Annotated in this window: 22 protein-coding genes and 1 pseudogene; 9 read left to right on the top strand and 14 right to left on the bottom strand. The window is 70.8% G+C overall.

Annotated elements, in window-relative coordinates; translation table 11 throughout:
* The 4 genes from ACFZCY_RS40360 to ACFZCY_RS40345 all read right to left on the bottom strand — a co-directional run bounded on the left by ACFZCY_RS40360 (position 1) and on the right by ACFZCY_RS40345 (position 4,012).
* Entirely contained in the window at positions 1-1,782 is a 1,782-nt protein-coding gene (locus ACFZCY_RS40360; protein ID WP_391185358.1) for a glycoside hydrolase family 15 protein, read from the bottom strand.
* A 29-nt stretch (positions 1,783-1,811) separates the two neighbouring features.
* Positions 1,812-2,642 (bottom strand): SURF1 family cytochrome oxidase biogenesis protein, encoded by an 831-nt coding sequence (locus ACFZCY_RS40355; RefSeq protein ID WP_391185355.1) that lies wholly within the window; start codon positions 2,640-2,642, stop codon positions 1,812-1,814.
* Positions 2,643-2,719: 77 nt separating this feature from the next.
* A complete protein-coding gene (locus ACFZCY_RS40350) occupies positions 2,720-2,953 on the bottom strand; it encodes a hypothetical protein (protein WP_055554069.1) in 234 nt (77 codons plus the stop codon).
* Between the two features lie 63 nt (positions 2,954-3,016).
* Positions 3,017-4,012: a DEDDh family exonuclease gene (locus ACFZCY_RS40345; protein ID WP_391185351.1), complete on the bottom strand. Its 996-nt coding sequence runs from the start codon at positions 4,010-4,012 to the stop codon at positions 3,017-3,019.
* 162 nt (positions 4,013-4,174) lie between these two features.
* Between ACFZCY_RS40345 and ACFZCY_RS40340 the strand changes: the two genes are divergently transcribed.
* Complete coding sequence (locus tag ACFZCY_RS40340; RefSeq protein ID WP_391185348.1) at positions 4,175-5,056, top strand: sterol desaturase family protein; 882 nt, start codon at positions 4,175-4,177, stop codon at positions 5,054-5,056.
* Positions 5,053-5,706 carry a lysoplasmalogenase family protein gene (locus ACFZCY_RS40335; RefSeq protein WP_391185345.1) on the top strand — a complete coding sequence of 218 codons (654 nt, stop codon included), beginning with the start codon at positions 5,053-5,055 and terminating at the stop codon, positions 5,704-5,706. Before ACFZCY_RS40340 ends, ACFZCY_RS40335 begins: the two co-directional genes overlap by 4 nt.
* 127 nt (positions 5,707-5,833) lie before the next feature.
* Here the strand turns inward: ACFZCY_RS40335 and ACFZCY_RS40330 are convergent, their stop codons facing one another.
* Positions 5,834-7,381: a S8 family serine peptidase gene (locus tag ACFZCY_RS40330; protein WP_391185342.1), complete on the bottom strand. Its 1,548-nt coding sequence runs from the start codon at positions 7,379-7,381 to the stop codon at positions 5,834-5,836.
* Positions 7,382-7,702: 321 nt separating this feature from the next.
* Here ACFZCY_RS40330 and ACFZCY_RS40325 point away from each other — a divergent pair, with 321 nt between their 5' ends.
* The 3 genes from ACFZCY_RS40325 to moaA all read left to right on the top strand — a co-directional run bounded on the left by ACFZCY_RS40325 (position 7,703) and on the right by moaA (position 10,861).
* Positions 7,703-8,059 (top strand): DUF485 domain-containing protein, encoded by a 357-nt coding sequence (locus ACFZCY_RS40325; RefSeq protein ID WP_391185339.1) that lies wholly within the window; start codon positions 7,703-7,705, stop codon positions 8,057-8,059.
* A 91-nt stretch (positions 8,060-8,150) separates the two neighbouring features.
* Positions 8,151-9,770, top strand: a complete 1,620-nt coding sequence (locus tag ACFZCY_RS40320; protein ID WP_391185337.1) for a sodium/solute symporter — start codon at positions 8,151-8,153, stop codon at positions 9,768-9,770.
* 101 nt (positions 9,771-9,871) lie between these two features.
* A complete protein-coding gene (gene moaA / locus ACFZCY_RS40315) occupies positions 9,872-10,861 on the top strand; it encodes a GTP 3',8-cyclase MoaA (RefSeq protein WP_391185334.1) in 990 nt (329 codons plus the stop codon).
* A 33-nt stretch (positions 10,862-10,894) separates the two neighbouring features.
* Here moaA and ACFZCY_RS40310 read toward each other — a convergent pair whose 3' ends face one another.
* Both ACFZCY_RS40310 and ACFZCY_RS40305 read right to left on the bottom strand, forming a co-directional pair.
* On the bottom strand, positions 10,895-11,134 hold the full coding sequence (locus tag ACFZCY_RS40310; protein WP_391185331.1) for a hypothetical protein: 240 nt from the start codon (positions 11,132-11,134) through the stop codon (positions 10,895-10,897).
* 193 nt (positions 11,135-11,327) lie between these two features.
* Positions 11,328-11,765 carry a DUF3099 domain-containing protein gene (locus tag ACFZCY_RS40305; RefSeq protein WP_391185328.1) on the bottom strand — a complete coding sequence of 146 codons (438 nt, stop codon included), beginning with the start codon at positions 11,763-11,765 and terminating at the stop codon, positions 11,328-11,330.
* Between the two features lie 213 nt (positions 11,766-11,978).
* Between ACFZCY_RS40305 and ACFZCY_RS40300 the strand changes: the two genes are divergently transcribed.
* Positions 11,979-12,260: a GlsB/YeaQ/YmgE family stress response membrane protein gene (locus ACFZCY_RS40300; RefSeq protein ID WP_391185325.1), complete on the top strand. Its 282-nt coding sequence runs from the start codon at positions 11,979-11,981 to the stop codon at positions 12,258-12,260.
* Between the two features lie 78 nt (positions 12,261-12,338).
* Here the strand turns inward: ACFZCY_RS40300 and tyrS are convergent, their stop codons facing one another.
* The 6 genes and pseudogenes from tyrS to ACFZCY_RS40270 form a co-directional block, all read right to left on the bottom strand.
* Entirely contained in the window at positions 12,339-13,757 is a 1,419-nt protein-coding gene (tyrS, locus tag ACFZCY_RS40295; RefSeq protein WP_391185321.1) for a tyrosine--tRNA ligase, read from the bottom strand.
* A 94-nt stretch (positions 13,758-13,851) separates the two neighbouring features.
* Positions 13,852-15,246, bottom strand: coding sequence for a metallopeptidase TldD-related protein (locus ACFZCY_RS40290; RefSeq protein WP_391185318.1), 1,395 nt, complete (start codon positions 15,244-15,246; stop codon positions 13,852-13,854).
* Positions 15,243-16,769, bottom strand: coding sequence for a metallopeptidase TldD-related protein (locus ACFZCY_RS40285; RefSeq protein WP_391185315.1), 1,527 nt, complete (start codon positions 16,767-16,769; stop codon positions 15,243-15,245). Before ACFZCY_RS40285 ends, ACFZCY_RS40290 begins: the two co-directional genes overlap by 4 nt.
* Positions 16,770-16,985: 216 nt before the next feature.
* Positions 16,986-17,186, bottom strand: coding sequence for a hypothetical protein (locus ACFZCY_RS40280; RefSeq protein ID WP_391185312.1), 201 nt, complete (start codon positions 17,184-17,186; stop codon positions 16,986-16,988).
* A gap of 241 nt (positions 17,187-17,427) precedes the next feature.
* Positions 17,428-18,054, bottom strand: a pseudogene (locus ACFZCY_RS40275) (HAD family hydrolase); the annotation flags it as partial.
* 231 nt (positions 18,055-18,285) lie between these two features.
* On the bottom strand, positions 18,286-18,807 hold the full coding sequence (locus tag ACFZCY_RS40270; RefSeq protein ID WP_391185309.1) for a MarR family transcriptional regulator: 522 nt from the start codon (positions 18,805-18,807) through the stop codon (positions 18,286-18,288).
* Positions 18,808-19,020: 213 nt separating this feature from the next.
* Between ACFZCY_RS40270 and ACFZCY_RS40265 the strand changes: the two genes are divergently transcribed.
* Entirely contained in the window at positions 19,021-20,094 is a 1,074-nt protein-coding gene (locus tag ACFZCY_RS40265) for an alkene reductase (protein WP_391185307.1), read from the top strand.
* Positions 20,095-20,108: 14 nt separating this feature from the next.
* Positions 20,109-20,576, top strand: coding sequence for a nitroreductase/quinone reductase family protein (locus ACFZCY_RS40260; protein WP_391185305.1), 468 nt, complete (start codon positions 20,109-20,111; stop codon positions 20,574-20,576).
* On the opposite strand, the gene ACFZCY_RS40255 is transcribed toward ACFZCY_RS40260, so the two are convergent.
* Positions 20,566-21,783 (bottom strand): alpha/beta hydrolase family protein, encoded by a 1,218-nt coding sequence (locus ACFZCY_RS40255; protein ID WP_391185302.1) that lies wholly within the window; start codon positions 21,781-21,783, stop codon positions 20,566-20,568. The genes ACFZCY_RS40260 and ACFZCY_RS40255 overlap by 11 nt on opposite strands.
* 233 nt (positions 21,784-22,016) lie before the next feature.
* Here ACFZCY_RS40255 and fabG point away from each other — a divergent pair, with 233 nt between their 5' ends.
* The gene (gene fabG, locus ACFZCY_RS40250) at positions 22,017-22,721 is read left to right on the top strand and encodes a 3-oxoacyl-[acyl-carrier-protein] reductase (protein ID WP_055554041.1); all 705 of its coding nucleotides are present in this window, start codon (positions 22,017-22,019) and stop codon (positions 22,719-22,721) included.
* The last annotated feature ends 5 nt before the right edge of the window (positions 22,722-22,726 follow it).

Here is a 22,726-nt window from a genome sequence, read left to right as displayed (position 1 = left end):
TCAGTCTGCCTGGGGCGCATCCGCGAGGGTGAGGGCGGTCCCCACCAGCCCGATGTGGCTGAAGGCCTGGGGGAAGTTGCCGAGCAGCCGGTCGGCCTCGGGGTCGTACTCCTCGGCGAGGAGACCGACGTCGTTGCGCAGCGACAGGAGCCGGTCGAACAAAGCGGAAGCGTCCCGGCGGCGGCCGATGAGGTGGAGGGCGTCGGCGAGCCAGAAGGAGCAGGCGAGGAAGGCGCCCTCGGTGCCGGGGAGGCCGTCGGAGGTGTCGTCGGTGGAGTAGCGGCGGATGATTCCGTCGTGGCTGAGCTCGCGGCGGACCGCGTCGACGGTGCCGATGACGCGGGGGTCGTCGGCGGGAAGGAAGCCGACGCGCGGGATGAGGAGGGTGGCGGCGTCGAGCGCCGTGGAGCCGTAGGACTGGGTGAAGGTGTTGCGGGAGGCGTCGTAGCCCTTTTCGCAGACCTCGCGGTGGACCGCGTCCCGCATGGCCCGCCATCGGTCGGTGTCGCCGTCCAGGTCGGGGTGGGATTCGATGGTGCGGACGGCGCGGTCGGCGGCGACCCAGGCCATGACCTTGGAGTGGACGAAGTGGCGGCGGGGGCCGCGGACCTCCCACAGGCCCTCGTCGGGGTCCTGCCAGGCGGATTCGAGGAAGTCCATGAGGGCGCTCTGGATCTTCCACGCGTGGGGTTCGGGGGCCATGCCGTGGGCGCGGGCGAAGTAGAAGGAGTCGAGGACTTCGCCGTACACGTCGTGCTGGCGCTGGGTGACGGCGCCGTTGCCGACGCGGACGGGGGAGGAGTGGCCGTACCCCTCCAGCCAGGGCAGCTCGTGTTCGGGGAGGCGCCGCTCGCCGCCGAGCCCGTACATGATCTGCAGTTCGGCGGGGTCGCCGGCGATCGCGCGGAGCAGCCAGTCGCGCCAGGAGACGGCCTCTTCGCGGTAGCCGGCGGAGAGCAGGGCGTTCAGCGTGAGGGTGGAGTCGCGCAGCCAGCAGTAGCGGTAGTCCCAGTTGCGCACCCCGCCGAGCCGTTCGGGCAGCGAGGTGGTGGGGGCGGCGACGATGCCGCCGGAGGGGGCGTAGGTGAGCGCCTTGAGGGTGATGAGGGAGCGTACGACGGCGTCCCGGTAGGGGCCCCGGTAGGTGCAGCGGGCGGCCCAGGCGCGCCAGTCCTCCAGGCTGGACCGCAGGGCCTCGTACGGGTCGAGGAGGCGGGGCCGGGGCTCGTGGGAGGGGTGCCAGGTGAGGACGAAGGCGACCCGGTCCCCGGCGGAGACGGTGAAGTCGGAGCGGGTGCTGAAGTGCTCGCCGTAGGTGTGCACCTCGGGTTCGGAGCGCAGCCATACGGAGTCGGGCCCGGCGACGGCGATGCGGTGGCCGTCGGTGCGCCGCACCCAGGGGATGACGTGCCCGTAGTCGAAGCGCAGCCGCAGGACGCCCGCCATCACGACGCTGCCGGAGACGCCCTCGACGATGCGGATGACGTCGGGCGCGCGGTCGCGCTGCGGCATGAAGTCGATGACCTTGACGGTGCCGGTGCCGGTCTCCCAGACGGATTCCAGCACGAGGGAGTCGTCCAGGTAGGCGCGGCGGGTGCAGGTGCCGGCGCCCTTGGGAGCGAGCCGCCAGTGGCCGTTGTCCTCGTCGCCGAGCAGGGCGGCGAAGCAGGCGGCCGAGTCGAAGCGGGGCAGGCAGAGCCAGTCGATCGAGCCGTCGCGGCTGATCAGGGCCGCCGTCTGGTGGTCGCCGACGAGCGCGTAGTCGTCAATGTCCTGTGCCACGTCGGGCACCTTCCCGGAGAGCGGGAAGGCTAGTCCGTATTGGCGGCGGCGGGGGTCTTCTCGGGGCTCTGCCCGGTGTTCTCGGCGGCGGCCCCGGCGGCCCCGGCGGCCTGGGCGGCTTGGTCGCGGCGCTCCCGGCGGGCCAGGACGAACCAGCCGAAGGGCACTCCGGCGGAGAACAGCCACCACTGGACGGCGTACGCCATATGGGGGCCGATGTCGCTGTGCTCCGGCTCCGGCACCGGGTCGGGCTGCTTGCCGCCCTTGGGGGAGGACGAGGTCAGCTCGACGTAGCCGCCCAGGACGGGGCGGCCGAGCGCCTTGGCCTGCTGCTCGCTGTTGATCAGCATGACCTGGCGCGGCGGCAGCCCCCGCTTGTCCTTGATGCCGCTGCCCGCGGTGGTCTCGTCGGCCTTGAGGCGGCCGGTGACGGTGACCTTGCCGCGGGGGGCGGCCGGGACGTCGGGGAACTTGGTGAGGTCGGCCCCGGCGGGGATCCAGCCCCGGTTGACGAGGACGGCCCGCTTGCCCTCGATCAGCGGGGTGAGGACGAAGTAGCCGATGCTCTGCTCGTCGGAGCCGGTGCGCTGGCGGACGACGACCTCATGGGCCGTGTCGTACGTCCCGGTGGCGGTCACCGTGCGGAAGGTGTCGTCGCGGGGGACGGCGCGGCCCGGGGCGGTGAGCTTGTCGACGGGGACGGCGGGGGCGCCGAGGTTGTTCCCGATCAGCTGGTTCTGCGCGACCTTGGCCTCGTGGCGGTGCAGCTGCCAGAAGCCCAGCCTGATCATGGTGGGGATCAGCGCGAGCCCGATCAGCGTGAGAATCACCCACTGCCGGGTCAACAGGAAGCGGTACACGTCCTTGACACTACTCGGCGTGGATTGTCCCCCGGCCACGGGGGGCACCGGACGACAATCCACGCATCCGGCCGGGGTCATACCTTGTCGACGATGCCCACCTTCCCTTCCGCGCGGGAGCAGTGGGCGCCGCAGTAGTAGTGGCCGTCCACCTCGACCCCCTGGCCGATGATCTGGCACCGGCAGTGCTCACAGATGGGCGCCATGCGGTGGATGGCGCAGGAGAAGCAGTCGAAGACGTGCACATTGCCCTGGGCGTGCACCTCGAACGTCATGTTGTAGTCGTTTCCGCAGACCTCACAGCGTGCCATGGGCCACAGCGTGCGGGCCCGGGCGACGGCGGGCGAGCGGTGGGCGGGCGCGTCGCGCGGACTTCACCTGATTGTCGGCTCAGCCGGGGTGACATCCAGGAGGAGCTGCGTGAAGGCGGCCTCGTCGACGATGGGCGTGCCGAAGGAGCGGGCCTTGACGGTCTTGGAGGTGGACGCGTCGGGATCGTTGGTGACCAGCAGGCTGGTGAGCCGGGACACACTGGTCGCCACGTGCAGCCCCGCCTCGACCGCCCGGTCCTCCAGCAGCTCCCGGTCGACCGAGGTGTCCCCGGAGAACGCGACCCGCATGCCCTGGGTCAGCAGCCCGCCCGGCTGGTAGCGCCCGGGGTTGGGGTAGGGGCAGGCGGGGCGCTTGCGGCTGGGGCGCCAGCTCTGCTGCCGGTACGAGCGCTGGGCGCCGATCCCGCGGGACGGCGGGTCCGTCCATTCGGTGAGCGGCTGACAGGCCAGCAGGGGCAGCCGCAGCCCGGTCTCGGCGGCCCGGTGGAGGCTCGGCCGGAACGTCTCGGCGAGCACCCGCGCGTCGTCCAGCGCGTGGTGGGCCCGCTCCTGGACGACCCCGTAGTGCGCGGCCAGGGTCTCCAGCTTGTGGTTGGCCAGCGGCAGCCCCAGCTCCTTGGAGAGGGCGATGGTGCACAGCCGCTGACGGACCGGCGCCTCGGTCTCGGACCGGGCGAACTCGCGGGCGATCATCGCCCAGTCGAAGGCGGCGTTGTGCGCGACCAGGACGCGGTCGGCGAGGCGTTCGGCGAACGCGGCGGCGACGTCGGGGAAGAGCGGGGCGTCCTGCAGGGTCTCCCGGGTGAGGCCGTGGATCCATACCGGGCCCGGATCGCGCCGCGGGTTGACGAGCGTGTACCAGCGGTCCTGGACCGCGCCGCGGGCGTCGAGCTGGTAGACCGCCGCGGAGACGATCCGGTCGTCGCGGGCGAGGCCGGTGGTCTCGACGTCGACCACCGCGTACCCCTGCGGATAGGCCTCCGGCCACGAGGGTGTTGACGCGGTTCGCGGGGCGGCTGCCGTGGGGTCTTCGAGCATGGTCCATGAGGATACGGGCCGCGGCCGACGGTCCGGGTGGCCGGGCCCGTGCCGATACGTTCCGTCAGCCGACCGGCCCGGGCCCATTGTTGACATCGCGTCTATCATACTTGTTGGTAACTACCTCTGGTGGCGGGGTGAAACCGGCTCTATGTTGCCGGTATGCCGCATTTGCCCAACGCTGTGCTGTGGTCGATACCCGCCTTCGTGCTGCTCGCCGTCGTGGAGATGGTGAGTTACCGCCTGCGCCCCGATGAGGACGCCGCGGGCTACGCGGCCAAGGACGCCGCGACCAGCGTCACCATGGGGCTCGGCAGCCTCGTCTTCGACCTGGTGTGGAAGGTCCCGATCGTGGCGGTCTACTCCGCCGTGTACGAACTCACGCCGCTGCGCGTCCCGGTGGAGTGGTGGACGCTGCCGCTGATGCTGCTCGCCCAGGACTTCCTCTCCTACTGGTCGCACCGCGGGCACCATGTGATCCGCATCCTGTGGGCCTGCCATGTGGTGCACCACTCCAGCCGCAAGTTCAACCTCACCACCGCGCTGCGGCAGCCGTGGACCACCTGGACCGTATGGCCGTTCTACGTACCGATGATCGCGCTCGGGGTGCATCCGGCCGCGGTCGCGTTCTGCTCGTCCGTGAACCTCGTCTACCAGTTCTGGATCCACACCGAGCGGATCGGCACCCTGCCGCGCCCCGTCGAGTTCGTCTTCAACACGCCGTCGCACCACCGCGTCCACCACGCCTCCCAAGGGGGCTATCTGGACCGCAACTTCGGCGGGATCCTCATCGTCTGGGACCGGCTCTTCCGGTCGTTCGTCCCCGAGACCCGGCGCCCGGTCTTCGGGCTCACCAAGAACATCGACACCTACAACCCGCTGCGCGTGGCCACCCATGAGTACGCGGCCATCGCCCGCGACATCGCGGCGGCCCGCGACTGGCGCGAGCGCGCCGGGCGGGTCTTCCGCGGCCCGGGCTGGGCGCCCGCGGCGCCGCCCGTCACCGCGGCGGAGGGGGAGCGCGAGCCGGAGCGCGCCGTATGAGCGCCGCGCGCGCCCTGCGCGCGCTCTTCACGCTGCTGACGGCCGCGCATCTGGGTGCGCTGCTCGCCGGCGCCACCACGCTCGTCCAGCTGACCAAGCCCGCCCTGATGCCGGTCCTCGCGGCGTACGTCCTGCTGCGCGGCGGGCCGCGCCCCCTGGCCGCCGCCCTGCTGTGCGGCTGCGGCGGGGACGTGTCGCTGCAACTCGGCGGCGGCACCGCCTTCCTCGCCGGGATGGGCTGCTTCGCGGCCGGGCACCTGTGCTACCTCGCCCTGTTCGCGCGCTCCGGGCGGCCGCGCACGGCGCCGTGGGTGGCGGCCGGTTACGGGGCCGGGTGGCTCGGCGGCACGGCCGCGCTGTGGCCCGGGCTCGACCCGGCCTTGCGCGTCCCCGTCGCCGCGTACAGCCTGCTGCTGACGGCGATGGCGCTGGGCGCGCTGCGGGCGGGACGGGCGGCCGGGCTCGGCGGGGCGCTGTTCCTGCTCTCCGACGGGCTGATCGCGGCCGGGCTCGCCAACTGGCCGCGGCCTCCCGTACCCCAGTTCTGGATCATGGCCACCTATGTCACGGCGCAGCACCTGCTGACCACCGGGCTGCTGCGCGCGGCCGCCCGCGAAGCACCGCTCAGGGCGCTTCCGGCAGCCGCCTGAGCCGGACGATCCGGGCCGGGTCGGAGGCACGGTGAGGACCCCGGCCACGAGAGCGAACGCCCCCCAGAACGCGTACGGGCCGCCGGGCGGAAGCGCTGCCCGGCGGCCCGTACATCCTGTCAGCGGGTCACTTCCGGACCGCGTCCAGGGCGTCCACGATCCCGGCCCCGTAGAAGCCGTTGTAGCCCTTGCCGCCCTCGCACACCGCGTCGATCTTGCCGTCGCCGTCGATGTCGTACGACGTCGGGCAGGCGGTGTCGTCGGCCCCGGCCTCGAGGAGGGCCTTCACCATCGCGGCGGAGGCCTTCGGGTGGGTGCTCTTGATGAGCGCCGCGACGCCCGCCGCGTGCGGGGAGGCCATCGAGGTGCCCGCCATGTAGCCGTACTTGCCACCCGGGAGGGTGTTGTAGATCCGGCCGTCCTCGGCCGGGGGCGCCGGCTTCTGGTACGCGGTGCTGTCGCCGCCGGGGGCCGCGACGTCGATGACCCCGAGCCCGTGGTTGGAGAACGACGACTTGAGCCCCTTGGCGCCGGTCGAGGCGGTGGTGACGACGCCCGGCAGCTGGGTCGGGATGTCCAGGCAGGTGCTGGGGTCTATCACCCGCTCACCGGGGGTGGTGTCGTTCGGGCTGGAGGTGTCGGTGATCTTGTCGGAGGTGAGGTCGTAGTTCTCGTTGCCCGCCGCGGCGACGTTGACCACGCCCTTGCGCTCGGCGTACGACGAGGCCCGGCGCACCGCGTCGACCAGGGCCTTCTGGTCCGGGTCGCCGGTGCAGTTGAAGTACCACGGGTCGGTGTAATAGCTGTTGTTGGTGACGTCGACCCCGTGCTCGGCGGCCCACACGAAGCCGCAGACGACGGCCTCGGTGTAGAAGAACCCGTCGGTCGTGGACACCTTGATGCCGGACACCTTGACGCCGGGGGCGACCCCGGTGACGCCGATGCCGTTCTTCGCGGCGGCGATCTCGCCCGCGACATGCGTGCCGTGCGGGCTCTCCTCGGCGCTCGGCCGCCAGGCGCCGTCGGCCGTGTTCGGCTTGCCGGACACGCAGTTGACCGAGGCCTTGCGGTCGAAGTTGGGGGCGAGGTCGGGGTGGGTGTCGTCCACTCCGGTGTCGATGACCCCGACCGTCACGTCGCGGCTGCCGAGGGTCTTCTCGTGGGCCTTGTCCGCCTTGATGGCGGGCAGGTCCCACTGCAGCGGCTCCAGCGGGTCCTGACCGGCCTTGGCGCGGGCCGCGACCGCCTTGCGCTCCTTCTCGCTCAGCAGCTTCGGGGTGCCGACGTCGCCGGTGGACTGGGCGGGCAGCGGCGCGGTGCGGGTGGCACCGGCGGAGGCGACGCCGCGGACCGTACGGAGGGTCTTGGCGAAGTCCGGGTTGGCCGAGTGGGCGACGATCACGCCGATCCGGTCGTACGAGATGACCACCGTGCCGCCGGCCCCCTTGATGGCCTTCTCGATCCGCGCGTCGTCGCGGTGGCCCGGGCGGACGTTGACGACATAGCTGAGCGACGGGCCGTCGGCGGTCGCCGCGGCCGGGGCGGCGGGCTGGTGGTTGTCCTGCCCGGTGGCGCCCGCCGAGGTCGGCAGGAACGCCAGCGCGCCGGTCAGCGCCAGGGCGGCGGGTATGGCGACGGCGCGCGGCGTCAGCCCCCGCGATCCGGAAGACTTCATTTGCGCAGTGGAACTCGTCCCGGGTCTGGGAGCATCCGATCTCAGCTGAGCCATGGGGTCTCCACCTCATCCGTAGCGACCGCCGCAGCGCGGATGCGCGTGGGCGGGTACATGACGAGCGAAGCTATCGCTGATCATCACCGGGTATCAATACATTCCGGAAGAAAACCCGCCACAGCGCCCCGATCCAAACGCATCAGCGATTCTTCCCTCCGTCTTTCAACCAGACCCTGTTGTGGAATTGACTCCCGCTTTACTATGCGTGATCTGGATCACCATCGCCGCCGTACGTCCCGTCAGACCCACTCACCAGGAGAGACCGTGGATACCGCACCGGCCAGCGATCGTCCCGACGATCAGCGGCAGCACCACCGACCCCCGTACGACGAGGTGCAGGCAAGCCCCGAGTTCGGCGAACTGCGCACCGCACACCGCTCGTTCGCCTTCCCGCTGACCATCGGGTTCGTCAGCTGGTACCTGCTGTACGTCCTGCTGTCCAACTACGCGGACGGCTTCATGGACACCCGGGTCGTCGGCAACATCAACGTCGCTCTGGTGTTCGGGCTCGCCCAGTTCCTGACCACCTTCCTGATCGCCTGGTGGTACTCCCGGCACGCCGCCGCCAAGCTCGACCCGCGCGCGAAGGCCATCAAGGCCCGTCTGGGGGACAACCCATGAGCGACGCACACGCGGCCGCTCGGCCGCAGACGACACACAAAGCCGCGCCTCTGCGCCGCGTGGGCGGAGAAGCGAATGAAAGGGGCACGGCATGAGCGCTCACCTGCTCGCGGCCGAGAGCGCGTCGGACAACCGGCCGCTGATCATCACGCTCTTCACGGTCTTCGTCCTGGCGACCCTGGGCATCACCGTCTGGGCGGGCCGCCAGACCAAGGACGCCAACGACTTCTACGCCGGCGGCAGACAGTTCTCCGGCTTCCAGAACGGGCTCGCGATCTCCGGCGACTACATGTCCGCCGCGTCCTTCCTCGGCATCGCCGGGGCCATCGCGCTCTCCGGCTACGACGGCTTCCTGTACTCCATCGGCTTCCTCGTCGCCTGGCTGGTCGCCCTGCTCCTGGTCGCCGAACCGCTGCGCAACTCCGGCCGCTACACGATGGGCGACGTGCTCGCCTACCGGATGCGCCAGCGCCCGGTGCGCACCGCCGCGGGCGTCTCCACCATCGTCGTGTCGATCTTCTACCTGCTGGCCCAGATGGCGGGCGCGGGCGTCCTCGTCTCGCTGCTGCTGGGCATCACCAGCGAGGCCGGGAAGATCCTCATCGTCGTCCTGGTCGGCGTGGTGATGATGCTCTACGTCACCATCGGCGGCATGAAGGGCACCACCTGGGTGCAGATGGTCAAGGCCGTCCTGCTCATCGCGGGAACGCTCCTGATCACCTTCCTGGTGCTGCTCAAGTTCGACTTCAACGTCTCCCACCTGCTGGGCGAGGCGGCCAAGAACAGCGGCATGGGCAGCTCCTTCCTGGAGCCCGGCCTCAAGTACGGGGTCAACGCCACCTCCAAGCTCGACTTCCTCTCCCTCGGCATCGCGCTCGTCCTCGGCACCGCCGGACTGCCGCACATCCTCATCCGCTTCTACACCGTCCCCACCGCCCAGGCCGCCCGTAAGTCGGTCAACTGGGCGATCGGCATCATCGGCGGCTTCTACCTGATGACGATCGCGCTCGGCTTCGGCGCGGCGGCCCTGCTGGACCGGGACGCCATCATCGCGTCCAACAAGTCCGGCAACACCGCGGCACCCCTGCTCGCCGAGGAGATCGGCGGCGGCGCGGACTCCACCGGCGGCGCGATCCTGCTCGCGGTGATCTCCGCGGTGGCCTTCGCCACCATCCTCGCCGTCGTCGCCGGGCTCACCCTCGCCTCCTCGTCGTCCTTCGCCCACGACCTGTACGCCAACGTGATCCGCAAGGGCCAGGCGACCCAGAAGGAGGAGATCGCGGCCGCCCGCTGGGCCACCGTCGGCATCGGCACCGTCGCCGTCGTCCTCGGGGTCTTCGCCCGAGATCTCAACGTCGCGGGACTCGTCGCCCTCGCCTTCGCGGTCGCCGCCTCCGCCAACCTGCCGACCATCCTCTACAGCCTCTTCTGGAAACGTTTCACCACCCAGGGCGCCCTCTGGTCGATCTACGGCGGACTCATCTCCTCCGTCTTCCTGGTGCTCTTCTCGCCCGTCGTCTCCGGCAAGCCGACCTCGATGTTCCCGGACGTCGACTTCCACTGGTTCCCGCTGGAGAACCCCGGCCTGATCTCCATCCCGCTGGGCTTCCTGCTGGGCTGGCTGGGCACCCTCGTCTCCAAGGAGGAGCCGGACAAGGCCAAATACGCCGAACTGGAGGTCCGCTCGCTCACCGGACACGGCGCCCACTGACGCCGACAGCCCCCCGGCGGCCCCTCGATGTCATCGCCTTCGCGTACGGTGCGGGACAATTGACCACAGCGCACGCAAGCGAACCGTGAGGGGCCGCCGACATGCTGATCGACACCTATGGTCGAATCGCCACCGACCTGCGTGTCTCCCTGACCGACAGGTGCAACCTGCGGTGTACCTACTGCATGCCGGAAGAGGGGCTCCAGTGGCTCGCCAAACCCGACCTGCTCACCGACGACGAGATCGTCCGGCTGATCGGGATAGCCGTCACCGACCTCGGCGTCACCGAGGTCCGCTTCACCGGCGGTGAGCCGCTGCTGCGCCCCGGCCTCGTCTCCATCGTCGAGCGCTGCGCCGCCCTCACTCCGCGCCCCGAGATGTCCCTGACCACCAACGGCATCGGCCTGGAGCGCACCGCCGAGGCCCTGCGCGACGCCGGTCTGGACCGGGTCAACGTCTCGCTGGACACCCTGCGCCCCGATGTCTTCCAGGCCATGACCCGGCGCAAGCGCCACGGCGACGTGCTGCGCGGTCTCGCCGCCGCGCACTCCGCCGGACTCACCCCGGTCAAGGTCAACGCCGTGCTGATGCCCGGGCTCAACGGCGACGAGGCACCCGATCTGCTCGCCTGGGCCCTGGAGAACGGCTATGAGCTGCGCTTCATCGAGCAGATGCCGCTCGATGCCCAGCACGGCTGGAAGCGCGAGGGCATGATCACCGCCGGGGACATCCTGGAGAGCCTGCGCACCCGCTTCACCCTCACCCCCGAGGGCGGGGACGAGCGCGGCTCCGCCCCCGCCGAGCGCTGGCTCGTCGACGGCGGCCCGGCCCGCGTCGGCGTCATCGCCTCCGTCACCCGCCCCTTCTGCCGCGCCTGCGACCGCACCCGGCTCACCGCCGACGGACAGGTCCGCACCTGCCTGTTCGCGCGCGAGGAGTCCGATCTGCGGGGCGCGCTGCGCTCCGGCGCGCCGGACGAGGAGATCGCCCGGCTGTGGCGGCTGGCGATGTGGGGGAAGAAGGCGGGGTCGGGGCTGGACGACCCGTCGTTCCTGCAGCCGGACCGCCCGATGTCAGCGATCGGCGGCTGACACCGGCGATCGCGGCTGATCAGTGGGTGCTGATCACTGGCTTTCGGCGGCCGACCACTCTTCCAGCGTCACCACGTCCTTCAGGAAGCCGCGCATGCCGAGGAACGTCGACAGATGCTCGCGGTGCTCCTCGCACGCCAGCCAGGTCTTCCGCCGCTCCGGGGTGTGGAGCTTGGGGTTGTTCCAGGCCAGCACCCAGACGGCGGGGGCGCGGCAGCCCTTGGCGGAGCAGATCGGGGCGTCGGTCTCGGTGGCGGTGTCGAGGATGTTCACACCGCAAACTGTACGGAAACCGCCGCGGACATGACGACGCCGGGCAGCCACGGGGGGAGCCGCCCGGCGTCGGTCCGTCGCTCCGACGGGGGATGCGGAGCGCGTACGAAGTATGTCACGAGGCATAGGGCACGGTGCACCGGAACAGCGTGATTGATCTGAGGTTTTCCTGAGGTTCCGTAAACGCGGCAGGTCAGCCGTGTCCGCCGCGTCCATCCTCGCTGGTATGTGCGGCATCTTCCGGGACGGATTCCGCCCCCGCCGAATCCCCCGCCGAATGGGGCGCCGAATGCGGAGCCGAATCCGATGGTGCATCCGATGGCTTCTCGTCCAGGCCGGAGTTGAGCATCGGGCGCAGCGGCGTCGGAATGTAGGTGGTGGGAAGCGAAGGGGCGTTCTCCCGGCCCGCGTTCGCAATCACGACCGCCACATAGGGCAGCAGCACACCCAGCACCAGGGCGACGATGGCCACATGGCGCTCGACGTTCCACAACACGGCCGCCAGCACGACCGACACCGTCCGCACCGACATCGAGATCACGTAGCGCCGCTGCCGGCCGCGCACATCGTCGGCCAGTCCCTGACGGGCCCCGGTGATCCGGAAGACCTCGGTCTCGCTGTGCTTCCGCATCACGTTCCACCACCTGGTCCCCGAGCAGGTATCCCCCGCTCCGATACGTACTCAACGTTACGCCTCGCCCCCATACGGTTCGATACCGGGGCACCCCGATGGGTGGCGAAGCCGGTACGGCAGGGCACGTACGGGACGCTTCGACATGCGCCGTAACGAAAACGGTCGAACACTGGGAGGAAACGCGCGTCCCCCGCCGCGTCAGGAGGCGACATGAACTGGCTGTGGGCGATCGTCGTAGGAATCATTCTCGGTGTGATCGCCAGGGCGATTCTGCCGGGAAAGCAAAACATCCCCCTGTGGCTGACCTGCGTCTACGGCATCCTCGGAGCCATCGTGGGCAATGCGGTGGCCGGGTGGATCGGCGTCAGGCACACCAGCGGATTCGACTGGATCCGGCATCTGCTGCAGCTGGCCGGGGCCATCGTGATCGTCGCCCTCGGCACCCCGCTGTGGCAGACGATTCGCCACGGCGGCAGGAGAGAGCGGGCCTGAGCCCGTGCGATCCGCAGGAGCCGCGGCGGTCGGCGCGCATGGTGGAAGCGCACCGGCCGCCGCTCCGGATGACAGGGCTTATACGCCCTGGAGCTGGGCGATCTTCCGCCCGGCCTTGAGGTAGACCCCGCCGGAGGCCGCGCTGAGCCCCTCGTCCGCCAGCACCTCCGCGACCACCTCGGCCAGCGGCCGTACCGCCTGGGCCTCGGCGAGCACGATCGCCCGCTGACCGTCCTCGGCCTCCACGACCAGCCGCAGACCGTTCTGCTTGGCGACCCGGCGGGCCGCCGACGCGCTCGGCTGGAACTCCAGGACCTTGCTCAGCACGGTCGCGATGGTCTCACCGCCGTGCTCCGCGGCATCCACCACCGGCAGCGTCCCGACGTCGGTGAAGCTCTTCTTGGAGAACTGCGCCACGAAGCCCGCGCGCGCCGCCATCGCCGCCTCGACGCCGTACAGCGCCGTCACGACCTCGCCCGCCAGCACCTTCTTGAGGTCCATCGGGTGCAGCGACCGGGCCTCCAGCCGGGCGGTCACGGCGGCGATCTCCTCGTCCGTCCACTCCGTCCACGCCTCCAGGTACGGCTTCATCAGCCGGTCCGGAATCGACATGATCTTGCCGAAGACATCGTCGGCGGGCGCGCTGAGCGCCACGTAGTTGCCCTTGGACTTGGACATCTTGGCGCCGGTGCCGTCCGTGCCCTCGATCAGCGGCATCGTGACGACCAGCTGCGGCTGCTGACCGCGCAGCTCCATCAGCTTGCGGCCCATCTGCAGATTGAGCAGCTGATCGGCGCCGCCCAGCTCCACATCGCTCTCCAGCGCCACCGAGTCCAGGCCCTGCGCGATCGGGTACAGCAGCTCGGACATGGTGAGCCCCGACCCCGACGCCAGCCGGTTGCGGAAGTCCTCGCGCTGCAGCAGCTGCGACACCGGCACCTGGGAGAGCAGCCCCAGCAGCTCCGGGAAGGTGTACGGCGCCAGCCACTCGCTGTTCTGCCGGAAGCTGACCTTCTCGAAGTCGAAGAACGGCCGCACCTGCTGCTGGTAGCCCGCGAGGTTCCGCGCGATGTCGTCGTCGGTGAGCGGCGGGCGCTCGGCCGTACGCCCCGACGGGTCGCCGATCTTGGCCGTGAAGTCACCGATCAGCAGGGTGACGTCGTGCCCCATCCGCTGGAAACGGTTGAGGACGATCATCGGCACGGTGTGGCCGAGGTGCACATCGGCGGCCGTCGGGTCGATGCCCAGCTTGATGGCGAGGCCCCGGCCTGCGGCCCGGCGCTCCTCGATCCGCTCGGCCAGCTCCTTGACCCCCGGCAGGACCTCGACCGTACGGGAGGCGATCAGCTCGGCCTGCTCCTGCGCCGACAGGTCACTCAGGTCGAGAGAGCGCCGCGCGGACGTCTCGGCGAGCAGTTGCTCGACGGTCTTGTCGGAGGAGAGGTCCTGGTCGAGCAGCTCGCGGACGCGGGCGACGGATGCGCCGAGGCGTGTCATGGGGTTCCTGGGGAGAGTCAAGGGCGGATGGATGGGCGGGGACCAGTCTATTAGCCGGTCCCCCGAGGCCAGTCCCGATATCGTCCGGCCGGTCTCACACCCCCTTGCTGACCGAGCTCATGTTGAAGTCCGGAATCCGCAGCGCGGGCATCGCGGCGCGGGTGAAGTAGTCGCCCCACTCGCGCGGCAGCGTCGGCTCGGTGCGCCCCGCCTCGGTGGCGCGGGACAGCAGGCTCACCGGCGACTCGTTGAAGCGGAAGTTGTTCACCTCGCCGACGACCTCGCCGCCCTCCACCAGATACACCCCGTCCCGGGTCAGCCCGGTCAGCAGCAGGGTCGCCGGATCCACCTCGCGGATGTACCACAGACAGGTCAGCAGCAGACCCCGCTCGGTCGAGGCGACCATCTCCTCCAGCGAGCGGGTGCCGCCCCCGTCCAGGATCAGATTGTCGATCCCCGGGGCCAGCGGCAGCCCGGTCAGCTCCGCGGTGTGCCGGGTGGTGAGCAGGTGCTTCAGCACCCCGTCCCGGATCCAGTCGGTGGCGGGCAGCGGCAGCCCGTTGTCGAACACCGACGCGTCGTCCCCGGAGGAGTGCGCGATCACGAACGGCGCCGCCTCAAGACCCGGCTCACGCGGGTCGCTGCGCAGCGTCAGCGGCAGGTCCGACAGCGTGTCGCCGACCCGGGTGCCGCCGCCGGGCTTGCTGAAGACTGTACGGCCCTCCGCCGCGTCCCGGGCCGCCGAGGACCAGAACTGGTAGATCAGCAGATCGGCGACGGCGGTCGGGGGCAGCAGCGTCTCGTACCGGCCCGCCGGGAGGTCGACCTTCCGCTCGGCCCAGCGCAGCCGCCGGGCCAGCTCGGCGTCGATCGCGGCCGGGTCGACGTCCGTGAAGTCGCGGGTCGCCCGCCCGGCCCAGGCCGAACGCGTCATGTCCGGCGACTTGGCGTTCAGCTCCAGCGTGCCGCTCGGCTGGTCATGGCGCAGCCGCAGCCCGCTGGAGGTGCCCAGATAGCTGGAGATCACCTCATGGTTGGCGAACCCGTACAGCTCCCGGCCGCCCGCGCGGGCCCGGGCGAACGCCTCGCCAAGCGCCGGGGCGAACGCCGCGAACACCTCCGAGGAGGTCTCGGCGGGGGAGTCGGTGAAGCCGGGGGAGGCGGGCGCGGCGGTCCCGGGCCCGACCAGCGGCTGGGCGTCCTCGGCCGGGCCCGCGTCCCGCGCGGCCGCCTCGGCTGCCCGCACCAGCGGCTCCAGCTCCCCGGCGGTCACCGCCGACCGGGACACCACCCCGGACGCGGTGCCCTCCGCGCCGTCCACGGTGGCCACCACCGTCAGGGTGCGGCCCCGGGTGACGCCGTTGGTGGTCAGCGCGTTGCCCGCCCAGCGCAGATTGGCGGTCGACGTCTCGTTCGCGATCACCACACAGCCGTCCGCGCGGGACAGCTCCAGGGCGCGCTCCACGATCTCGTGCGGCTTCACGCTCATGCTCCCGCCTCCTGGGTGGTGTTGAGGATGTTCACGCCGCGGAAGAGCGCGGACGGGCAGCCGTGCGAGACGGACGCGATCTGGCCGGGCTGCGCCTTGCCGCAGTTGAAGGCGCCGTGCAGGACGTACGTCTGCGGGCCGCCCACGGCCGTCATCGAGCCCCAGAAATCGGTGGTCGTCGCCTGATACGCGAAGTCCCGCACCTGCCCCGCCAGCGCCCCGTTCCGGATGCGGTACGCGCGCTGCGCCGTGAACTGGAAGTTGTAGCGCTGCATATCGATCGACCATGAGCGGTCGCCGACCAGATAGAGCCCGTTCTCGACATCGCCGATCAGCCCGTCCGTGGACGGCCCGCTGGGGTCGGGCCGCAGCGACACATTCGCCATCCGCTGCACCGGCACATGCCCCGGCGAATCGGCGTAAGCACAGCCGTTGGACCGCTGGAAACCCGTCAACCGGGCGATCCGGCGATCCAGCTGATACCCCACCAGCCTGCCGTCCTTCACCAGGTCCCAGGACTGCCCGGCCACGCCCTCGTCGTCGTACCCGATCGTGGCCAGCCCGTGCTCGGCGGTCCGGTCACCGGTGACGTTCATGACCTCCGAGCCGTACCGCAGGCTGCCCAGCTTGTCGAAGGTGGCGAACGACGTCCCCGCGTACGCCGCCTCGTACCCCAGCGCCCGGTCCAGCTCGGTCGCGTGGCCGATCGACTCATGGATCGTCAGCCACAGATTGGACGGATCGATCACCAGGTCGTACGAGCCCGCCTCGACCGACGGCGCCGCCATCTTCTCCGCCAGCAGCCCCGGCAGCTCGGCCAGCTCCGCGTCCCAGTCCCAGCCGCCGGCCCCGGTCAGGTACTCCCAGCCGCGCCCGACCGGCGGCGCCAGGGTCCGCATCGAGTCGAACTCGCCGCTCACCGGATCCACCGCCACCGCGGTCAGCTGCGGATGCAGCCGCACCCGCTGCTGGGTGGTCGTGGTGCCCGCCGTATCCGCGTAGAACTTGTTCTCATGGACGGTCAGCAGCGACGCGTCCGCGTGCGCCACCCCGTCCGCCGCCAGCAGCCGCCCGCTCCACTCGGCCAGCAGCCCGGTCTTCTCCGTGTCCGGCACCCCGAACGGGTCGATCTCGTACGACGACACCCACGTCCGGTCCGCGTGCACCGGCTCGTCCGCCAGCTCCACCTTCTCGTCCGACCCGGCCGCCTCGATCACCTCGGCCGACAGCTTCGCCATCGCCACCGCCTGCGAGGCCACCCGCGCCGCCGCGTCCATCGACAAATCCACCCCGGACGCGAACCCCCAACTCCCCCCGTGCACCACCCGCACCGCATACCCCAGATCCGTGGTGTCGGACGACCCCGCGACCCGCGCATCCCGCAACCGCCACGCGGCACTGCGCACCCGCTCGAACCGGAAGTCCGCATGCTCGGCCCCCAACGCCCGCGCCCGCGCGAGCGCCGCGTCGGCGAGCGCGTGCAGCGGCAACGCGAGGAAGGACGGATCGATCTCGTGCACCACGGCGACCCCTTCGTCTGTGAGTGTCCGTCGGCAGTGAACCATGCCGCTACGACACCGGGCGCGTCCATCGCATTACCCGGCGGGGTCAGGGCGCTGATCTGTTTGACGCGGGCCACCCCGCCTGGTGCCCGGCCGGGGCCGGATTCCTGCGGCCCTGCGGCCGACATCGAGGGCCGCGTCCCAGACCTCGTCGACGTCGGGGCGTGGGCGCGGAGGTCATGGGGCGTGCCCGGCGGGTACGTCCCGGGCAGGCAGGGCGCCGTGGTCGAACGGGTCGCGTTGGCGCGGGAAGCTGTCGGCACACTTGCCGGGGCAGGCGTAGACGGTGCCGCCGCCGCCACTCGCGCCATGCCCGATCGCGACGACGACCGGGGCGCTGGTCGGCTTGTCACAGCGGGCGCAGACCTGGATCGTCACCTGACTCCCACCCCCTCTACGGCCTCGGCGGCGATCGCCCGGGCAAGCGCTTCGCGCAGCCGGTGCGGGTCGGTGAGGTACCGGCCGGGGCCCACCGGGATGCGCCAGTGCAGTCGGGGCCCGGTAGTACGCGCGGCCGGGGGTACGCCGACATAGGTGATCGTGGTGTCGTGCGCGCCGAGAGCATGCACCTTCCCCTGCATGCGCAGCCAGGACTGGGCTTGACCTGAAGGGCGGCGGCGATTCGCACGAGGTCGTGCAACGAGTCGACCTGCCAGTCAGCGGCAGCCGCCTCGGGCGTGCCCGACCAGAGATGGCCCCAGGGCCCACGGCGCAGATGCGCGGCGCGCAGGCCCGCGGCCTTCGCCGGGCCCGTGTCGTTCGCGGGGTGATCGCCTACGTAGACGGCCTCACCGGGAGCCGTTCCCGCCAGCTCCAGCACACGGACGAAGAAGGCGGGGTCCGGCTTGGCCACCCCCCACTCTCCAGAGGTGGCGATCGCGTCAACCGGCGGCGTGAGGTCGCGCAGCAACTCGCCGGTATGCGCTGTCTGATTGCCAGCGACGATGATGCCGACGCCAGTCTCGCGAAGAGCGGCGAGGGCTGGACGTACATCGGGGTAGAGATCGGACTCGCTCAGCTGCTCGCGGACGCCGGCGGCCTCCATGGCGGCCCGCTCGGCGGCGATGTCGATCCCGGGCCGGACGAGTCGCAGCGCCTCCGCGTTGTCGCGCCCCTGCGCCACGACCGCACCGACCAAGGCCGAGAGGGTGTGCCGGGGAACGCCCAGCCAGTCGGCCCACGCCGCCCAGCCGCGGTCGTCCCGGATCAAGGTCTCGCCGACGTCGAGCACCACTGCGCGAATCATCCGGGCAGCCTTCACGGGGACCACGACAGGGATCCGGCCGCCGCGGAGACTGCGGCCGGACCACCCCCGCGTGCGCGGGGACCACGTCGGCGTCCCTTCTGAACAAGACCCGCAGACCGGACCACCCCCGCGGGTGCGGGGGCCACGACTGCACCAATCATGCGGGCAGCGTAAAACACGGATCACCCCCGCCCGCGCGGGGAGGAACGATCGACGGCCCCTGCGGGGCGACTACGCGAGGGGCGGCTGGTGTTCGGCCGACTGGATGAGGCTGTTTTCGATCCGGGTCAGGGCGCGGATCAGGGTTTCCTGTTCCTCCTCATCCAGGCCGCCGACCGTGCTCGCTTCGAGTTCTGCCCAGATCTGCTCGACTTCCGTGCGCAGGGCGAGGCTGGCGGCCGTCGGTTCGATGATGGTGGCGCGCCTGTCGGTCTCGCTGGGTCGGCGGCGGACGAAGCCCGCGTGTTCCAGCCGCTTGACCGTGCGGGTCATGGTGGCCGCGTCCGAGCCGAGGAGGCGTACGAGGTCGGTCTGACGCTGTGGGCCGAGGTCCCACAGCTGCATCATGACCAGTTCCTGTCCGGGGTGCAGCCCCACGCGACGCAGGAGCTGTCCGGCGAGCATCCGGTGCAGGCGGGCCACGCGGAAGATCGCGTGGTTCATGGCGCCCGCCTGGATCGAGGGCGGCATCGGCGGGCGGGCCATGTCTGCGGCGGAGCCCGCGCACGGGGCCGGGTCGGGATCCTTCGACATGTCCTTCATGCCTCTCTCGCAGTGATGATTGTCTGAGCAGGGACACTCTATCGCCGCCCTCACCGCCGCCCGAGGGTGGATCCCAGCGCGGGAAAACCAGGGTGGAGTGATGTGTGTCACGTCCATTGGGGAATCGATGCCCGGATTTACTTGTTCGGACAGGCAATGGCATTGTGTGGTGCCACGTCACCGAACCCGAACAGGAGCCCGACCATGACCACGGCCTTCGCCCCCTATGACCTCGGCGGCATCCGTCTGTCCAGTCGCGTCGTGATGGCGCCCATGACCCGCAGCCGTGCCTACGGGCCCGGGCAGAGCCCCACCGATCTGATGGCGACCTACTACGCGCAGCGGGCGAGTGCCGGGCTGATCGTGACCGAGGGCACGCAGCCGTCGGCGATCGGCCAGGGTTACCCGGACACCCCCGGCATCCACTCCGCCGAGCAGATCGCGGCCTGGCGCAAGGTCACCGACGCCGTGCACGCCGAGGGCGGCACGATCTTCCTCCAGCTCATGCACACCGGCCGGGTCGGTCACCCGAGCCTGATGGGCCTCACACCGGTCGGTGCCTCCGCGGTCACGGCGAAGGGACAGGTCTATACGCACGACGGGCCGAAGGACTTCGTCACCCCGCACGCGCTGACCGAGGCGGAGATAGCGGAAACCATCGCCGACTTCGCGTCCGCCGCGCGCAACGCTGTCGAGGCGGGCTTCGACGGCGTGGAGCTGCACGGCGCCAATGGCTATCTGATCCACCAGTTCCTCGCCCCGAACTCCAACCGGCGCACCGACGCCTGGGGCGGCAGCCCCGAGCGGCGCATCCGCTTCGCCGTCGAGACCGCCAAGGCCGTGGCCGAGGCCATCGGCGGGAACAAGGTCGGCTTCCGCATCTCGCCCGGCAACCCCTTGAACGACATCGACGAGAGCGACCGGGCGGACGTGGAGGCCACCTACACCGCCCTCGTGGACGCCCTCGCCCCGCTCGGCCTGGCCTACCTGCACCAGATGGAGGCACCCGACATCCGCGACCTGACCGTGCGGCTGCGCAAGGCATGGCCGAGTACCTTCGTCCTCAACCCCTCCACGGGTACGGAGCCCACCGGCCCCGACGCGCTGGCGCTCATCGAGGACGGCACCGCCGACCTGATCGCCTACGGGGCGCTCTTCCTCGCCAACCCCGACCTGCCCGCCCGCCTCGCCGCCGGCGGCCCCTTCAACGCCCCGGACCGCGCCACCTCCTTCGGCGGCGACCACCGTGGCTACACCGACTACCCCGCCCTCGGCTGAACCGGAGACGCGCCATGACCTTCACGACTCGGCCCGGAACATACGGCGCACGCCAGCCCGGAGCCGCGGTTCGCTGGCTGAACAAGGTGACCATGCGCCAGATCGTCCGCAAAGGCGGCGGGAAGATGCTCGGCGGCCTGGACGCCCTCGTGCTGACCACCGTCGGTAAGAAGAGCGGAGAGCCCCGTAAGTCCCCGGTGTGCTGGTTCCCCGGCAAGGGCGGAAGCTGGCTGATCGTGGCCTCGGCCAACGGAGCCGCGAAGAACCCCGCCTGGTACTACAACCTCGCCGCTCACCCCGACAAGGCATCCATCACCCTCGGCGGCCGGACCGTTCCCGTCGTCGCCGAGCAATTGCACGGCGAAGAGCGCGAACGCGCCTGGCGAGGGATCGTCGACGCGTCGGCACGCTTCGGTCAGTACCAGCGGAAGACCGATCGCGAACTGCCCGTCATCCGCCTCACTCCGAGGCTCACTGGATGAAGCGCACCTCGGGGTGGGCGAGGGAGGGGCCGTCCAGCAGCTCCTGCGGTCGGCCCCGCAGGTGCTGCTCGAAGAAGGCCGGGATGTAGGCGCGCTGGGCGGCGAGGCTGCCCTCGGGGTCCACGGTGCCGATGTACTCCTCACGGCGCTGAGCGGGGATGTCGAGGGTCTCGTCCAGGACGGGCACGAACGACTGGGTGTCGGTGTAGCTGAAGTGGCCGGCCCCCTCGAGGCTCAGATCGCGCTTCCAGCCGGTCGAGTGGTCCCAGAAGGACTGCCAGGAGGGCTTGTTCAGATGCGTCTGATTCTCCTTGCCCATGAGCATGAACGGGCGGTCCAGCCCTTCCCGGGCCACGGGGAAGAAGTCCGTATCGCTGTTCTGAAGCGTGCCGTCCAGGTTGATCCCCGCGTCGATCCGGCGGTCCATGCGCATGGTCTCGGCTGCGGTGAGCCCTCCGGCCGAATGGCCGTACATGCCGATCTGCCCCAGGTCGAGCGCCCTGCCCAGGCCGCGCGGCAGACGGCGCCCCTCGGCGTCGGGGTTGCGGCCGTCCCGTAGGGCGGCGAGCTGGTCGAGGACGAAGCGGGTGTCGCGTATCCGGACGTCGACCGCCTTCTTCGTCCGCCCGGGCGTGCCCGGGTCCTTCGCCGTCTCGACCCGGCCGTCCGGGAACTCCACCGGATAGGTCTCGTACGTGTGGTCCATGGTGACCACCACATAGCCACGGCTCGCCAGTTCCATGGCCATCGACGTGCCCAGCGTGCGGACACTGCCCCCGCCCGGTGAGTACAGCACGACCGGCCGCCTCCCGCGGTCGTCGGCCGGGGCTCCCGAGGCCGCGCCCGTGACGACACCGGCCCAGTCCACCTCGCCGGGGCGCGCCAGGCCGTACGAGCCCGACTCGTCCAGGTAGCGGGCGGCACCGGGCCGCAGATACGGCTGGCGGGGGTAACCGTGCGCCGAATGCGCCGGATACCAGACGCTGACCATCAGCTCCCGGTCCCTCCCGGCGACCCAGGGGTCGGGCCGGTCGCGGTCGACGAGATGCAGCTCCGTGCTCCCGACCGGATGCGGACCGGTCGGCTCGGGCAGCTCGAAACGGACGGCTTCATGGGCGGTGGGGGATGTGGGGGCGGCGGAGGTGACCGTACCCGCGGTGAGGGCGAGGGCCAGGCCCGCGGTGACCAAAGCTCTGTTGATGCGCATGCCGGCCAATCTGGCTCCGCGCCCCGCACCGCCACATCCGGCGGCAGGAGGAGCCGACCCCGGCGTTCCACTGAGGGTTTCTGTAGGAAGTCGACAGGGTCCGGTCGGCGCCCCTGTGCGTGCTCGATTCTCCGAAGCCGCCCGGAGCCCGATAGTTTTCGTTAGTGCAAGGGTCGGCACACGTACGCACGCGCGTGGCGACCGGCATGACTTCTACAAGAGAGGGTGGTCCCTTGAGCCGCTCGGTTCTCGTCACCGGAGGCAACCGCGGCATCGGCCTCGCCATCGCCCGGGCCTTCGCCGACGCAGGCGACAAGGTCGCCATCACCTATCGGTCCGGTGAGCCGCCGGCCGGCTTCCTCGCGGTGAAGTGCGACATCACCGAGCCCGAGCAGGTCGAGCAGGCGTACAAGGAGATCGAGGAGAAGCACGGCACGGTCGAGGTTCTGGTGGCCAACGCCGGGGTCACCCGCGACCAGCTGCTGATGCGCATGTCGGAGGAGGACTTCTCCGCCGTCCTCGACACCAACCTCACCGGTACGTTCCGCATGGTCAAGCGGGCCAACCGGGGCATGCTGCGGGCCCGTAAGGGGCGCGTGGTGCTGATCTCGTCCGTGGTCGGGCTCATGGGCTCCGCCGGGCAGGCGAACTACGCCGCGTCCAAGGCGGGCCTGGTGGGCTTCGCCCGTTCGCTCGCCCGTGAGCTGGGCTCGCGGAACATCACCGTCAACGTGGTCGCGCCCGGTTTCGTCGACACGGACATGACGCGCGCGCTCAGCGACGAGCAGCGCGAGAACATCGTGAAGCAGGTGCCGCTCGCGCGCTACGCGCAGCCCGAGGAGATCGCCGCCTCGGTCCGCTTCCTGGCCTCCGACGAGGCCGCGTACATCACTGGAGCCGTCATCCCTGTCGACGGCGGATTGGGCATGGGTCACTGAACGTC

Origin of the sequence: Streptomyces sp. NPDC007983 (assembly GCF_042958345.1) — a bacterium.
Taxonomy (GTDB): Bacteria; Actinomycetota; Actinomycetes; order Streptomycetales; family Streptomycetaceae; genus Streptomyces.
This window is presented reverse-complemented; position numbering and strand designations above follow the sequence as displayed.